The sequence below is a fragment of the Lacrimispora struthionigena genome, from assembly GCF_048627165.1.
GTDB lineage: Bacteria > Bacillota > Clostridia > Lachnospirales > Lachnospiraceae > Lacrimispora.
On the sequence record NZ_JBMBWP010000002.1, the window covers coordinates 2,135,132 to 2,148,975 of the forward strand.

Sequence of the window (13,844 nt, forward strand, 5' to 3'; positions counted from 1 at the left end):
CTGCCGGCAGCCCTTTATTTCATTTATTCTACATCAAATCCCCTGCCTATGATGTTGTTGCTTATGCTTGCGCAGATAAAGCTGTCATCATGAAAGGACTTTACAAATTCTTTGATAGCAATTAACTCCTGCTGATTTACCACCGCCTGAATTAACATCTTCTTTTTTACATTGGAAGTATCCATACCCTGAATAAAGGTGGCTCCTCTGTTTAAATCATTGCGGATAAACTGTGTAATCTCTAAATACTGATCTGACATAATATTAACATTATAATATTTCTCAAATCCAATGATCAGCTTATCCGTTACCACGCTCTGAACGAAGGTGCAGATGAGGGAATAAACGATCATAGTCATATCACCATAGATAATGGAAGAGAAAATAACTACTGTATTAATAATTAAATAGTAGGATCCAATTGATAAACCTTTTTTTTCTTTCAGATACAATGCCACAATGGATTCTGGTCCGTTGGCAACTCTCTGTTTCATAATAATACCGCCTGCGATTCCACCTACAACGCCGCCGCTAATGGCTGCAGCGATAGGATCTGTGAGAAACTGGGGCAGATACCGGTTAACAATACCTACATAAAAAGTAAACATAAAATAACTGAATCCAGCATAAAAAATCTGTTTCTTACTATAGCTGAAAAATGCCCAGACGAATATGGGCAATGCCATAATAATCAAAAGCAGCTGTACATCGGCACCAGTCAGACGGTTAAATACCGTCGCCAGTCCCCCTAGTCCGGTAGCGACTAAATTGTTGGCATTTAGAATCTGGCAATATGCACATGCAGAGATAAACTGGCCTATTGCTATCCAAAAAAGCTTTTTCTTCATTGTTGCTCTCCTCATTCCAGTAGGTGATTTATTATTTTTGCGGTTTGTTTTAATGCCTTTTCACCGACACCTATTATATAGATTTCACTCCTGTTAAGCAACAACATTAATTTGTTAATTTTTTGACTATTTTCTCTTATTATATGCTTACATCGATTTATTTTCCGAATATATCCGGCAAATACCCATCAATGTATCAAAACATCCCAACGCTATGGTGACATAAGTCCAGAAAATCAGCTCTTCCAGTTAAAAGTTTGTTAAAATTCTACAAAGTCCCCTCTTTTTTCTACCACGTTGTAACCAATAGAAGAAACACGGTTTCTCAGGCATACATTACACTCTGCTGCTTCTTCTCCCGTACAGATTTTATTATCATACAGCTCATACTTTTTTCTCACACCAATGGGAGATAAATTAGGCATTAAAACATTGGAGCCTGATAGAATTCCTTTCTCTCTTCCCTTGGGATCTATGGTTCCTAACGCAGTTGTAGCCGGAATTAAAGCATTGGGAAGCATGAGCCTGAGCATTCCAATGAGAAACAGGGTTAAATCCATGCTGCCAGCTTTAAAATCCTTAAACGGAGTTTCCTTATGTGGAATAAAAGGGCCGATTCCAACCATCTGAGGAGACAATTCTTTAATAAATGCAAGATCCTCTGCCAGACACTCAGGGGTCTGGTAAGGAGAACCCACCATAAATCCGGTTCCTACCTGATACCCGATTTTCTTCAGATTTCTTAAACATTCCTTCCTGTTTTCAAGAGAAAGGGACTCGGGGTGAAGCTTTTTATAATGTTCTTCATTGGCAGTCTCATGGCGCAGAAGGAATCGGTTGGCACCGGCTTCGTAATACGCCTGATACTGATCGTAGCTTTTTTCCCCAATGGAAAGGGTAATGGCACAATCCGGATATCCTTCTCTCATGTCTTTTATAATATCAATCATAATTTCATCGGTAAATGCCGGATCTTCTCCGCCCTGGAGAACAAAGGTCCTAAAACCCAGTTCATATCCGTTCTGACAGCAGGAAAGAATCTCCTCTTTGCTCAGGCGGTAACGGCTGACGTTTTTATTGCTCCTTCTGATTCCGCAGTAATAACAATCATTTTTACAGTAATTAGTAAATTCGATCAGTCCTCTGATGTAAACTTCCTTTTGAAAATGTTCCTGGCTGGTTGTCTGCGCCAGGGAAAAAAGATATTCACTGGTATCTTTATCAAAATTTTCTATTAAATATATAAACTCTTCTTTTTCCAGGTTGTGATTCTTATATAATTTATCAATCAGTTCTCTCATATGCCTCTGCTCCTTCTCCTGAAACGGCTACACAAATCCGTGCCTTATGTATTTATTCTAACATGTTACCCCTTAACTGCAAAAATGAATTTTCTGGCAGTGCCATGTACATTCATAGTATATTGGTATGTTTATACTATCATTTTCCTGTGCTTTGGGGAAGTGGGTTTTATCTTCTTGACGAAAAACCATACATTCGCTACAATTATACCATAAATGGACGTGTTTTTCTGTAGGTTTTCACAAAAATACTGTTCCATTTCGGCTCCTATCACTCTCAAATTAATACTTAAGGAGACCATTTATGAAATATTTCAATCAGGAAGACAGTGCTTACGCCGTTTATGGGGACAGGGACAAAGATGTAATTGCACTGCTTGCCAACCGCTTCATCGGGGAAAATCCCCAGGTACCTTATCAGTACCGACTGGATTTTACAAGTGGTATATTATGTGACACAAAGGGATGGTATTTGTTTGATTTTAACAACCGCTTTCCTAATGCGCAGATCGGGGATATCTGCTATGGTGCAGGTGACCTTTACAGCCACCAACAGACTCCCTCACGTTTTGAGGTCCGTTGTCAGGGGCCTGTTGTATGTTATGTAAACGGAGAAGAGGTGTACCGCTCCCAGCCTGGAGATGAGAGTTTTAAGACCTCTGCATTCTTTTCCATTACTCTTTTAGCAGGTCTCAATCACTTTGTTCTGATGACAGAAAAGACAGAAATCGGCTTTGGCTTTACTCTGCGGAATGCAAAACCGCAATGGGAGCCGCCACATTTTCTCTCACCCATACCAGAGCGTAAAGGGCAGGCAGGCTTTGTTTACAGCGAACCGGATCAGTGGAATACAGATCGTTTAAAGTCCATACTTTCCGGCTGCTATGATGATATTGCCTGGTATCCCCGCAAGGAATATGTTAAAACAGAGTCAGACTGCCCCATCACACGGATCTTTGGCTCCTCAAGTCAGGGAACCGCTGTTTTAAAAAGTGGATTTGTCCTTGATAAGACAAAGACCGTCCATATCTCAGGTAAAAGCCAGACCCCGACCAGGCTTTTCATTGACGGTGAATTAAGGGGAGAATGGCAAAACGGGACCTGGGAATCTGGAATCATGCTTCAGGGCGGCTTACACAATGTCCTTTTATTGTGTGAAAAAAAGGCTGGTGAAGAGACCAGAACAGATCTAAAGCTGCAAGCTGACGGCAGAGTCATTCCCCTGTCTGCAGGAGTAAAAGGCTACGAAGGCTCATGGCTTTATGCTGGTATGTTTGGGGATAATATTCCGTCTGTCTCAGACCTTTTGTCTATGGAAAAGGTTTACGATGGAATTAACGGTACGTGCTATTGGAAGGCAGATCTGCCGGATTCCTTTGTGAGAATGTTTGCAGAAGAAGAATTATACGGAAAATGGACTTATCCCTGTGGAGTTACCTTATATGGTCTGTTAACTGCCAGCCGTTATTTTAACCGCACTGACTGGCAGGAATATGTCCTGGAATATGCCCGTATGACGGCTGCCGTCTATGATTATTCCGTATACGACAAATCAATTTTTGGCTACCCCGGAGTCAATACACAGCTTTGCTGGTTAAGCGAGCTGGACGACTGTGGGTCTTTTGGCTCTTTTCTGCTGGAAGCTCATAAATACCGGCCTGCCAGAGAGGCTGAAAAACTTGCTGATGTAATTGCTGATTTTATGAGAAACCATCAGAGAAGAGAACAGGACATGGTATTTTCCAGAAACAACAATACCATGTGGATTGATGATATGTATATGAGCATCCCTTTCTTATGCCGGTACTATCAGCTTAGTGGGGACTCTGCATATCTGGATGATGCATGCCGCCAGGCAAAGCTTTTTAAACAGTACTTTTTCATGACGGATAAAAGGCTGATGTCCCATATTATTGATTTAAATTACGGTAAGATGAACCGGATTCCATGGAGCAGAGGAAACGGCTGGGTAGTTCTTGCCCTCTCCGAACTTCTTCTTATCCTGCCAAAGGAACATCCGGATTACGATTACGTCACTTCCTTTTTTCTTGAAATGATAGAAGGCATTTTGCAGGCACAGGACGAAACAGGTATGTGGCATCAGATTCTTGATGATTCCACCACCTATGAGGAGGCTTCTTCCACCTCCATGTTTATCTGCTCCTTTTCCAGAGGTATTCGTCTGGGTATTATAAAAGATACTCTGCAAAACCGGTGCATTGCTTCCATATCGAAGGCATGGACTGGTATGAAAAAAACAGTAATTAACCGGAAAGGCGATTTATACGGTGTCTGCCGTGGATCTGACTGTTCTTACAGCCGGTCCTATTACCGCCAGCTGGGGTGGCGCTTCAACGATCCTCACGGAATCGGCATTGCAGTACTCGCGGGAGTGGAGAAACTTCTGCTGGACGAATTCCTACAGAATCCTGCTTTCATTTAATCAAACAGGGCGCTCCTTTTGGAACGCCCTGTTTTTAATCACAGTCTTGTCTAATCAGATATTGATGAATGGCATCAACACCTTCCTTTATGATTCTGGAATCATCAACTGGATTATCCTGAAAAACAATCTGATCGACTAAGGAGCTCATTATATTAACCACCACAATGGAAGCCGCCTCAAAATCCTTTACTCTCAGCATATCATTAAAGGCTTTTAAATAGTCCAGTGTCGTTTGACGGACTGTCTCCTGCTGCTTTTCCATAACTGCACTCACCTCTGGCATGGAATGACTGAGGATTTTTAATTCTTTGTTGAATTCTTTCGAAGCCCTATGACTTTTTATCATTTCTTCCATAAATCCCGTAATCCAGAGCCGGGGGTTTTCCCGGTACGATTCTAACTGAACATTCATAGATTCATGTACTTTTAAAAACGATTCATTATAACGATCTAATATTTCAACAAGTATCATATCTTTATCCCGATAATAAAAATAAAGACTTCCGATAGAGACTTCTGCCACTTTGGCAATTTCGTTGGTAGTGGTCTTAAAATAACCTTTCTCACAAAAAAGCTGATAAGCCACATTTCTTATTTTTTCTTTTGTCTTAATACTGCGGGTCTGTTTTGGCTGCCGCGTTGCCTGATTGGATTTCATATTAACGCCTCCCCATGTTGAATATATAGAACCATAATCTGTTTGTCAATAAATATTGAGCAATTATTCAAATTTAATTGACTTATTATGATCAAGGAGTATAATTCGAGTAAAAGCTCAAATTATTAACAGGAGGTAATATTATGATTTTTTTAGTTATCTGGATTCTGGGACTATTAGTTGGATTTATCACGGCAGTTATTAACCCGGCAATGCACACATTTTCTTCATTCTGCCAGAATCTGTTGTTTTACCAGCTTACAATCACCCTTACACTTTCCGGTGCTGTCAGCTTTATGGGCCATGTATTTCGGTCTGACATGGTAGCAGAGTCAATTGGCTGGGGCAAGGGAAGCCCCTTTCAGAAGGAACTGGGATTTGCAGAAGCAGGATTTGCTCTTGCTGGACTATTCTGTATTTTTTATCACCGGGAATTCTGGTTAGCTGCAATCGTGCTGGCATCTCCTTTATATCTGCTAGCTGGAATCAACCACATCTGGGAAGTTGTTAAAAAAAAGAACTATGCGCCACATAATACATGGACTATTCTGCCGGATCTGCTAATGCCAATATCATGGATACTTTTGTTTGTATTTTCAGCTCCTAATATGTAATGAACACTAAAAAATAAAGAAGATATCTTTAGCTGCTAACCTGCTGCCAAAGATATCTCCTTTATTTTTATATACTATTCATAACCCCAATTCAGCAGCTGCATCTTCCCAATACGTTTCAGGAAGGAGGGACCAGATACCGCTTCCTCCGTCGTTTTCCCATTTTTCAAGTGCAGTTGTAAGGCAATGCATTGACTGATCAATTCCTGTAATCAGTGTTTGATAATTACTGTGAATATCGGAAAATACCGCTATTTTCATCTGTCTCCCCCGATTCTTACCCAAGCAAGTCCCTGGCTTTTTCCATTCGCTCAACAATTGGTACCCCAAATGGACACCGTGTTTCACATGCCTTACAGGCAATACAATCAGAGGCATTAGATGAAAGATTTTCATAATGGGCACGTACTGTCCCTGGAACTTCTTCCTGCATGGCAGCCAGATCATACAGTTTATTTACCATGGCAATATCGATGTGGGCAGGGCAGGGTGCGCAATGACCACAATAAGTACACTGACCAGAATAGGCATGATGGGGAGCACTGGCAAGTACACTTGCATAATCCTTTTCCTGTTCTGTGGCAGTCTCGTAGGCAAGAGCCGCTTTTACTTCATCTGCTGTACTTAACCCCACCATTATAGAAGCAACTGCAGGGCGGGTGAGGGCATAATGGATACACTGCACCGGAGTTAAAGCCACTCCGAAAGGAGAATTTTCCGCAGAAAACAGCCTGCCTCCCCCATATCCCTTCATTACGGTAATACCAACGCCTTCCCTGTCACAAAGCTTGTAAAGTTCAGCCCGCTCAGGAGCTATTCCATTTAAATCTTCCTGATAATCCTTCTGGAACAATTCAGTCATATCCTCTGTCGGCGGAAGCAGATCGAATGCCGGGTTTAAACTAAAAAGAATCATCTCAATTTCTCCGCTTAAAGCAGCCAGTTTTGCAACAGCGGGATTGTGAGTACTCATACCGATATGGCGAATCACTCCTTTTTCTTTCAGCCCTCTGACGTACTCAATAAACTCCCCGTTCATAATTTTATAAAACTCAGCTGACTCATCCACAAAGTGTATCATTCCAAGATCCATATAATCCGTCTGAAAACGGGTCAGTAGGTCTTCAAAGGCTTCCTTTACCTTTTCCATATCACGGGTTCTGACATACTGTCCATTCTGCCAGGTAGCGCCTAAATGTCCCTGTATGATCCATTGATCTCTGCAGTCTTTAATCGCTTCCCCCAGATTGGTTCTCACATTTGGCTCTGACATCCAGCAGTCTAAAATATTGACCCCCTGTTCTTTGCAAAGCCTTACCACCTCTTTTACTTCATCATAATTTTTACGTTCCAGCCATTCGCCCCCCAGGCCGATTTCGCTGACCATTAACCCTGTTTTACCCAGTTTTCGATACCTCATTTTACCCCTCCAAGTGTTTTTTTACATATATCCATTTGTTACCTGAAGTATAGCATATCTACCATGTTTTATCCAGATCACCGGGGCAGCTTCTTGTCACATTTTCTTGCGCACGGTTACAGGTATCCAGAGTTCACAGAACAATCCAGGAGCACCTTTCTCATAATAAATTTCAAAATCCGTTTCATCTGTATGTTCATAGCCAGACTGTGGAAGAAATTCTTTGAAAAATCTGCCCCACATCTCACTAATGCAGCCTCCATCATCACCAAAACAGGAGAAAACTGCATACGTTGCAGGCTCAGTCTCCCAGATCCGATATCCCCGATTAAGTAACTCTTCCACTTTTTCAACCGGTGTTTTCTCATCAAGGATTACTCCGATACCGTAGTCAAAAGTCCCCTGGTTTTCTCTGGTAGGACTGCACAATCCATATACATCTCTTTTCCCTTCCTGCCCCAGTGCATAAAGTTCATCAAAAATCTTTTCCTTCCTGCACGCTGTCCAGAAATCAGGTATCTCATGATTTTCCCCGTCGTTAATTGTCTCATTTTTAAATGCTTTCACTTTTGCAGCAAATCTCATATTCCCCGTATCCACAATTCTGTAATCCATGCTTTTTCCACCTTCCAATGTGATTTTAATAACCAGGGCATTGAATAATGAAAGTCGGGTTCCCCTTAACTTAGCCGCTTTTGGAGTTACTCCGTGAAATCTGGAAAATGCCTTTGCAAAGCTTTCCGGAGTTTCATATCCGTATTTATAGGCTGCATCAATCACCTTAATATCCGTCATCTGAAGCTCCTGACCAGCCAGAGACAACCTGCGGTTCCTTATGTATTCACTGGCAGTCATTCCTGCCATGAGACTAAAAGTTCTGTGAAAATTATAGCTGGACATATGGACCTCTCTGGCAACATCCTCATAGCTGATCTTCTCCAAAAGATGAGCCTCCATGTAGTCAAGCGCCGTTTGTAAAAGTTTCACCCATTCCATTCTCTTCACCCCCTGTCACATACTATTATAAGATTCCAGATTGTTTTTTTCCTGTCTTCAATTGCTTTATATTGTCTGAGCAAAATCATAAAACTTTAAAAGCAGATTCTGTCTCTTCCCCTCTCCTTTGCCTCATAAAGCTTTTTGTCTGCGTGTATCAGTGCCTCAGAGACTGTCTCTGTTCCTAACACATATTCAGAAATCCCAGCTGAAAATGTGACCTTGCAGCTCTGTGTTCCCATATTGTTTTTCTGTCTTAAAGACTCCACCCGTTTATACGCCTCTCCCAGACTGGTTTCTGCCAGAAATACAGCAAACTCCTCTCCTCCATAACGGCAGGAAAGATGGTCTGGAAAGATATGCTGAATCAATATTCCAAAATCACTTAAAACCCGGTCTCCTTCAAAATGTCCGAAGGTGTCATTGATCACTTTAAAATGATCTAAGTCCATAATTATGAATACACCATCTAAACAGGCCTGCTCCACCTGTTCCATAAAATATCTGCGGTTGTAAAGCCCTGTCAGAGAATCGAAGGTCGCCAGAATCTCCAGCTGTTTTTTTGCATTTTCTGACTCTGTAATATCATTGGCAACATAAATGCAGACTCTGTGAGTTTTCATTGCAATTGCCTTAAAACTGTATTTCCTGCCGCAAATCTCATGTACCGGATTTAATGAGTCCAGATTATGATTTTTTAACTCTTCAATCAACTCATAAGACTGTCCGATTTTCAGTTTTGAGAGAGACGGGAAAAATTCTTTGGATACATTATTAAAACCTAACAGCATACCATTGCTGTCGATTACAAGAACCGCTTCATTAATGCTTTGGAATATCATCTCATAGGTAATTGGATTAAGAACCAGCATATCATATCTGAAAAGACCTACTGTAATGGAAATGCTCATGATGAAATAGGAAAATGGAGTCAGATCCAGATAAACGGGACCCACACCCAGCATATAAAGCATCATCGTAATTACAGGTGCACTTACCCCTATTAATAGAAACAACACTTTATCCCTGTAACTGCCGCTGGAACTTTTCAGTTTTATTATTAATACCGTTATGCTGTATAAAATGGAAATGCAGAGAACGAGCACCTGAATATAATACCAGATTCCCTTTTCCAGTACCAGTATGGGAAATCCAGGTGAATCATCCACGCCTATGGATGCGTAATATAGAAAATGATAATTATTGGTATAAACAAGAATTAATGTTATGACATTAACCATCAGGATGAGAGTTACCACAAATCGATTGGCAATCTTTTTTTCTTCTGTATATTCCCTTGTAAACATCATAATTAAAAACGGATAAAATGACGCTCCAATATATTCAACACGAATCCAGATATACATGGTCCCGACTGTATCCGACAGCAGCTCAAATGCATACCCTATGCAGTGAAAAATCATTGCAGTCATTAAAAGACAAAAATAGAAAACACCAGGAATTCTTCTTCTGGCCAGACCATAAATAACAAAATTACCGATCAGTGCAGAAGAAATGATCAGTAATACGCTTAATAAAACATTATTCATATGTATAACTCCTCTCCCGCTTGTTATTTTAGAGAATCAGCAGACAAATGTCAATGTCCTGCGGACAGGAATTCATAAAATGATAGTTATCCACTCCCCTTTCCTATCTGAAACAGCAAAAAAATGCCAAAGCACTTATTAATAAGAGTGTTTTGGCATTAATAGCAAATATAGGAACTGAATGTAAGATCTTAGCGACTCCTTCCCTCTGAAATATGAAGAATCTGATAAATTCTACAGCCTTCCTGGATTTGAGGGCGTTCTTTCATAAATAAAAATACACTATATCTCCATTTATCCGGATTATAGATGCATATCTGTCCAGTGATCTCCTCTATCCGTTCCGTCATCAGCTTGATTTTCTGGGGAACATTACTTAAAGATAATTCCGGAGGAATACTTCCGGTTATTTCTATCACATAGCGGGAATTCAGAAACTGATCATCAAATTCGGCAAACAAAGGTATGCCAATATTAACATGCTGCCAGCCAAAGGATTTGATGATTTGATCATAATATCCGCCAAACAGGAATTGATTCATGCCCTCTTCCTGATCCCATAAATAAAGAGGCGCATATGCCTGTTCAAAACCATCCATACCCTTTTCACGTATCAGATAGCATTTATATTTCAATCCTGGAAAGCCATCCGTCTTATTTCCGTTTTCCTCCACCCGTTTTCTGATAATATTCATATCGTAATCACCTGGAAGTGTTATTACATACTGCATTCCTGTCATTTTATATCTCCCTCCTCTTATTTTTTATAACTTCATTTTACATTACTATTTAATAATAGTATAATAACTAATAATGAATCCAAACATCATTCATAATGATGGATAGGAGAGAAAATATGGAAATAAATGACATTACTATCTTCATGGAGTTATACAGAAACAGATCCATAACAAAAACGGCAGAACTCCTCCACTATACCCAGTCCAATGTATCCACCCGTCTTATGAAACTTGAGAAAGAATTTCATGGCACTTTTTTTCTCCGTACCAGATCAGGTCTTAAAATACTTCCTGATGGAGAACGTTTTTACCACTATGCCGTTGTGATGGAAGATACACTTAACAATCTATACCAGGAGTTTCGATCAGAAAGCCAGGAAATCCGTGTAGGCTCAACACAGCTTCTTTCCAGGCTCTACTTCCCATGGTTATATGAAATAAACAGTCATTTTACCATGCATACTGATGCTGTAAAAAAATTAAACCGTAACTTTAACAGTCAGATTTATGATATCATCATCACTCACATGGCCCAGTCTCCAGATACTGGAATTTTTCAGATTCAACACCCGGAAGTCCTTTTATGGGCTGCATCCTCCAGTCTGGAAATGAATCCGGAAGATGTTTTGCCGGTCATAGTCAGCCGGGATAAGTTATGCCCACTTCGCCATTTAACCTTACAAACCTTAAGTCAGGGAAAAAGCGAATTGTCTTTGATTGAAGTGGACACGCTGGATTTAATGATTACTCTGCTGTCATCCAACCGGGCAATTGCATTGTTGCCTGAAAAATTAATAAAACAAGAGAGGCGGTTAAACGTTCTTCCATCTCTTTCACCAGTTACACTTCCTGTGTACGGGTATTGCACAAAAAAGACGAATGCTGATATTTTAAATCAACTATTTCAAAAAACTTAGGTGATAATTAGAAAAGGCTACCACATATAAGGAATCAACCGATAGGTGCATTTTTCATATTCCGTAAATTCGTTTCCAAAATGGCTTCTTAAAACCTTCTCTTCCACGGAAATCCTGGCTGAATAACAGATTATGGAAAATAAGAATACCATAGCCAATGCAATCGTACCTCTAAGTCCAATCGCTGTCCCAACCAGACTGCAGATACTGCCTGTATAAGCTGGATTTCTTACTTTTTTATAGATCCCGGTCGTTATAAGATGCTGCTCTTTAGAAGTCTGAACGGATAAAGTAAACGATCTTTTTAACGTCAATACCGCCCATAAACGAATTATAATTCCAGCCAGCATTAAAACAATTCCAGGATAGGTGACCACCACTGGCAACTTTGTATTTAGAACGGAGTCCCAGCCTTTCTGGCCAACCATGAAAAAACTCAAGTAAATACATACATAAAAATTAATAATTAACAGCCATTTGGTTCCTTTATCCCCCTTATTGGTTTTATCCGTCCTCCGGTCTTTTGGATGTGTATAGATAACGATAAAAGCTTCTGCTGCTATCATAAGTAATAAAGCTATATGATACATATAAAATGATGCTGAATCAGGAAATTTCAATCTGTCAAACATTCCTGTCTCTCCAATCTTCCAATAATCGGTTTATTTCTTCTGCGCTGCTTTTTTCCATATAGTAAAAATAAAAATGAATCCCCGCCATTATAAAAAAATACACGATTGAGCATAGTATGATTGAACCTGTATTAATGCCAATCCATTTAAATTTCACTGCAAAGAACAGGTTAACTGGATACATCAATGCTGCTTCTGCAAAAAAATGGCTCAGATACGTCTTAAAATTAATTCTCCCTATTAGTTCATCTAAAATGCAGGTAAGAATTAAATACCCCGCCACTTCGAAGGCAAACCCAATAAAGAGGTTTTTACTGCCCTCAGTAACTAAATTAATAATACCTGCCAGCAATATTATGACCGTAAAGCACATTGAAATCGAAGGTATATATGTTTTCAAAACCTTATGCACCATATTATCTCCTTATCTTTTCTTTTAAGTCTGTTATATATTTTCTTGAAACAAGAAGATGCTCTCCGTTATTAAGTTCTACCATAAGTCTGTGATTTGGATAGGATTTCACATTATTGACAGCAGTAATATTAAGTAATTGTGATTTAGATATCCGGACAATCGTTGTTTCCATGAGCTCCGACTCCATTACCTGAATGGTCTTTTGGGTCTCATAAATATTCCTGTCTGAGTAGATAAATGTTTTCCTGTCTATTGTTTCGATGTAGCAAACCTGATCCAAAGGAATCTGATAAACCTTATCATCTTTAAAACCTTCCAGCATAAAATCATATTGCCTGATGTGCTGAATCAGCCTTGTAATCCGTTCCGTCATATTTGGATATCTGATTTCTATCTCTGTTTCCTGTAACTCTTTTCTATGCTGCAGCAACAATCTCAATGGAACACCTCCTGACACGATAAATATAAATCATTTGATCTGTTTACTCAAGTAAATATGTTTTAAATACCCTGTTGAAGGTATATAATACCTGTAACGTGTTTCATTACTTATTTCATTGAAAGGATAGATTTTTATGAAAAGGTTGTTAAAAAAAACTGCAGTAGTGTTCCTGACAATCATGATCTTCTTTATCACTGCATTTTTTATTTATACATCCATGTACTATAAAGCGGAAGGCGTTGCTGTAAACGCACTGAATCAGGATATAAAAAGCGGACGTGCAAAAGAGGAAAAGCAGTATATCCTTTTACCTTCCAAAACCCAGACCGATACGGCCCTTATTTTTTACCCGGGAGGAAAAGTAGAAGCTACGGCCTATTATCCGCTTCTGTCAAAAATATCCAGCCAGGGAATCACCTGTATTCTTGTAAAAATGCCATTTCATCTTGCTGTATTTAACCCCGCAGCAGCAGATAAAATCATGGAGGAAAATCCGGATATAAAAAACTGGTATATTGGCGGACATTCTCTAGGCGGAGCCATGGCAAGCAGTTACATGGCATCTCACCCTGACTCCTTAAATGGACTGATCCTTCTTGGCGCCTATCCGTATGGAGATATTGACACACAAAAGGCACTTGTTTTATATGGAACCATGGATGGTGTGTTGAGCCGGGAAAAAATAAAAGGAGCTGCAGATGTGATTCCCATAGAGGGGGGAAATCACGCCGGCTTTGGAAATTATGGAAGTCAGAAAGGGGATGGAGTTTCTTTGATTTCTGGAGAAGATCAGCAGGAGATAACTACCGACGCAATTCTTAAATTCATTACTCAAAAAGAAAAGGAGAAAAGCAGTCAATAAGCT

Annotated in this window: 15 protein-coding genes; 5 read left to right on the forward strand and 10 right to left on the reverse strand. The window is 39.9% G+C overall.

Annotated features, from left to right (window positions below):
* Positions 1-23: 23 nt before the first annotated feature.
* Positions 24-848, reverse strand: coding sequence for a YitT family protein (locus ACOAOT_RS18930; protein WP_349669688.1), 825 nt, complete (start codon positions 846-848; stop codon positions 24-26).
* 260 nt (positions 849-1,108) lie between these two features.
* On the reverse strand, positions 1,109-2,149 hold the full coding sequence (hydE, locus tag ACOAOT_RS18935) for a [FeFe] hydrogenase H-cluster radical SAM maturase HydE (RefSeq protein ID WP_420218391.1): 1,041 nt from the start codon (positions 2,147-2,149) through the stop codon (positions 1,109-1,111).
* A 304-nt stretch (positions 2,150-2,453) separates the two neighbouring features.
* Between hydE and ACOAOT_RS18940 the strand changes: the two genes are divergently transcribed.
* On the forward strand, positions 2,454-4,592 hold the full coding sequence (locus ACOAOT_RS18940; RefSeq protein ID WP_420218392.1) for a glycoside hydrolase family 88/105 protein: 2,139 nt from the start codon (positions 2,454-2,456) through the stop codon (positions 4,590-4,592).
* A gap of 34 nt (positions 4,593-4,626) precedes the next feature.
* Here the strand turns inward: ACOAOT_RS18940 and ACOAOT_RS18945 are convergent, their stop codons facing one another.
* Positions 4,627-5,253, reverse strand: a complete 627-nt coding sequence (locus tag ACOAOT_RS18945; RefSeq protein ID WP_420218393.1) for a TetR/AcrR family transcriptional regulator — start codon at positions 5,251-5,253, stop codon at positions 4,627-4,629.
* A gap of 143 nt (positions 5,254-5,396) precedes the next feature.
* Here ACOAOT_RS18945 and ACOAOT_RS18950 point away from each other — a divergent pair, with 143 nt between their 5' ends.
* A complete protein-coding gene (locus tag ACOAOT_RS18950) occupies positions 5,397-5,867 on the forward strand; it encodes a DUF6790 family protein (RefSeq protein WP_420218394.1) in 471 nt (156 codons plus the stop codon).
* A 78-nt stretch (positions 5,868-5,945) separates the two neighbouring features.
* Here ACOAOT_RS18950 and ACOAOT_RS18955 read toward each other — a convergent pair whose 3' ends face one another.
* The 5 genes from ACOAOT_RS18955 to ACOAOT_RS18975 form a co-directional block, all read right to left on the reverse strand.
* Positions 5,946-6,128, reverse strand: a complete 183-nt coding sequence (locus ACOAOT_RS18955) for a hypothetical protein (protein WP_420218395.1) — start codon at positions 6,126-6,128, stop codon at positions 5,946-5,948.
* A gap of 16 nt (positions 6,129-6,144) precedes the next feature.
* Positions 6,145-7,287: an aldo/keto reductase gene (locus tag ACOAOT_RS18960; RefSeq protein ID WP_420218396.1), complete on the reverse strand. Its 1,143-nt coding sequence runs from the start codon at positions 7,285-7,287 to the stop codon at positions 6,145-6,147.
* Positions 7,288-7,383: 96 nt separating this feature from the next.
* Positions 7,384-8,283 carry an AraC family transcriptional regulator gene (locus ACOAOT_RS18965; protein ID WP_420218397.1) on the reverse strand — a complete coding sequence of 300 codons (900 nt, stop codon included), beginning with the start codon at positions 8,281-8,283 and terminating at the stop codon, positions 7,384-7,386.
* 95 nt (positions 8,284-8,378) lie between these two features.
* Complete coding sequence (locus ACOAOT_RS18970) at positions 8,379-9,833, reverse strand: histidine kinase N-terminal 7TM domain-containing diguanylate cyclase (protein ID WP_420218398.1); 1,455 nt, start codon at positions 9,831-9,833, stop codon at positions 8,379-8,381.
* A 191-nt stretch (positions 9,834-10,024) separates the two neighbouring features.
* Positions 10,025-10,573, reverse strand: a complete 549-nt coding sequence (locus ACOAOT_RS18975; RefSeq protein ID WP_420218399.1) for a DUF4865 family protein — start codon at positions 10,571-10,573, stop codon at positions 10,025-10,027.
* 116 nt (positions 10,574-10,689) lie between these two features.
* Here ACOAOT_RS18975 and ACOAOT_RS18980 point away from each other — a divergent pair, with 116 nt between their 5' ends.
* A complete protein-coding gene (locus ACOAOT_RS18980; protein WP_420218400.1) occupies positions 10,690-11,490 on the forward strand; it encodes a LysR family transcriptional regulator in 801 nt (266 codons plus the stop codon).
* 17 nt (positions 11,491-11,507) lie between these two features.
* Here the strand turns inward: ACOAOT_RS18980 and ACOAOT_RS18985 are convergent, their stop codons facing one another.
* Entirely contained in the window at positions 11,508-12,122 is a 615-nt protein-coding gene (locus ACOAOT_RS18985) for a methyltransferase family protein (protein ID WP_420218401.1), read from the reverse strand.
* A gap of 116 nt (positions 12,123-12,238) precedes the next feature.
* Here ACOAOT_RS18985 and ACOAOT_RS18990 point away from each other — a divergent pair, with 116 nt between their 5' ends.
* Positions 12,239-12,562, forward strand: a complete 324-nt coding sequence (locus ACOAOT_RS18990) for a hypothetical protein (RefSeq protein WP_420218402.1) — start codon at positions 12,239-12,241, stop codon at positions 12,560-12,562.
* Here the strand turns inward: ACOAOT_RS18990 and ACOAOT_RS18995 are convergent.
* The gene (locus ACOAOT_RS18995) at positions 12,539-12,976 is read right to left on the reverse strand and encodes a LytTR family DNA-binding domain-containing protein (RefSeq protein ID WP_420218403.1); all 438 of its coding nucleotides are present in this window, start codon (positions 12,974-12,976) and stop codon (positions 12,539-12,541) included. The genes ACOAOT_RS18990 and ACOAOT_RS18995 overlap by 24 nt on opposite strands.
* Before the next feature lie 136 nt (positions 12,977-13,112).
* Here ACOAOT_RS18995 and ACOAOT_RS19000 point away from each other — a divergent pair, with 136 nt between their 5' ends.
* Positions 13,113-13,841 (forward strand): alpha/beta fold hydrolase, encoded by a 729-nt coding sequence (locus tag ACOAOT_RS19000; protein WP_420218404.1) that lies wholly within the window; start codon positions 13,113-13,115, stop codon positions 13,839-13,841.
* The last annotated feature ends 3 nt before the right edge of the window (positions 13,842-13,844 follow it).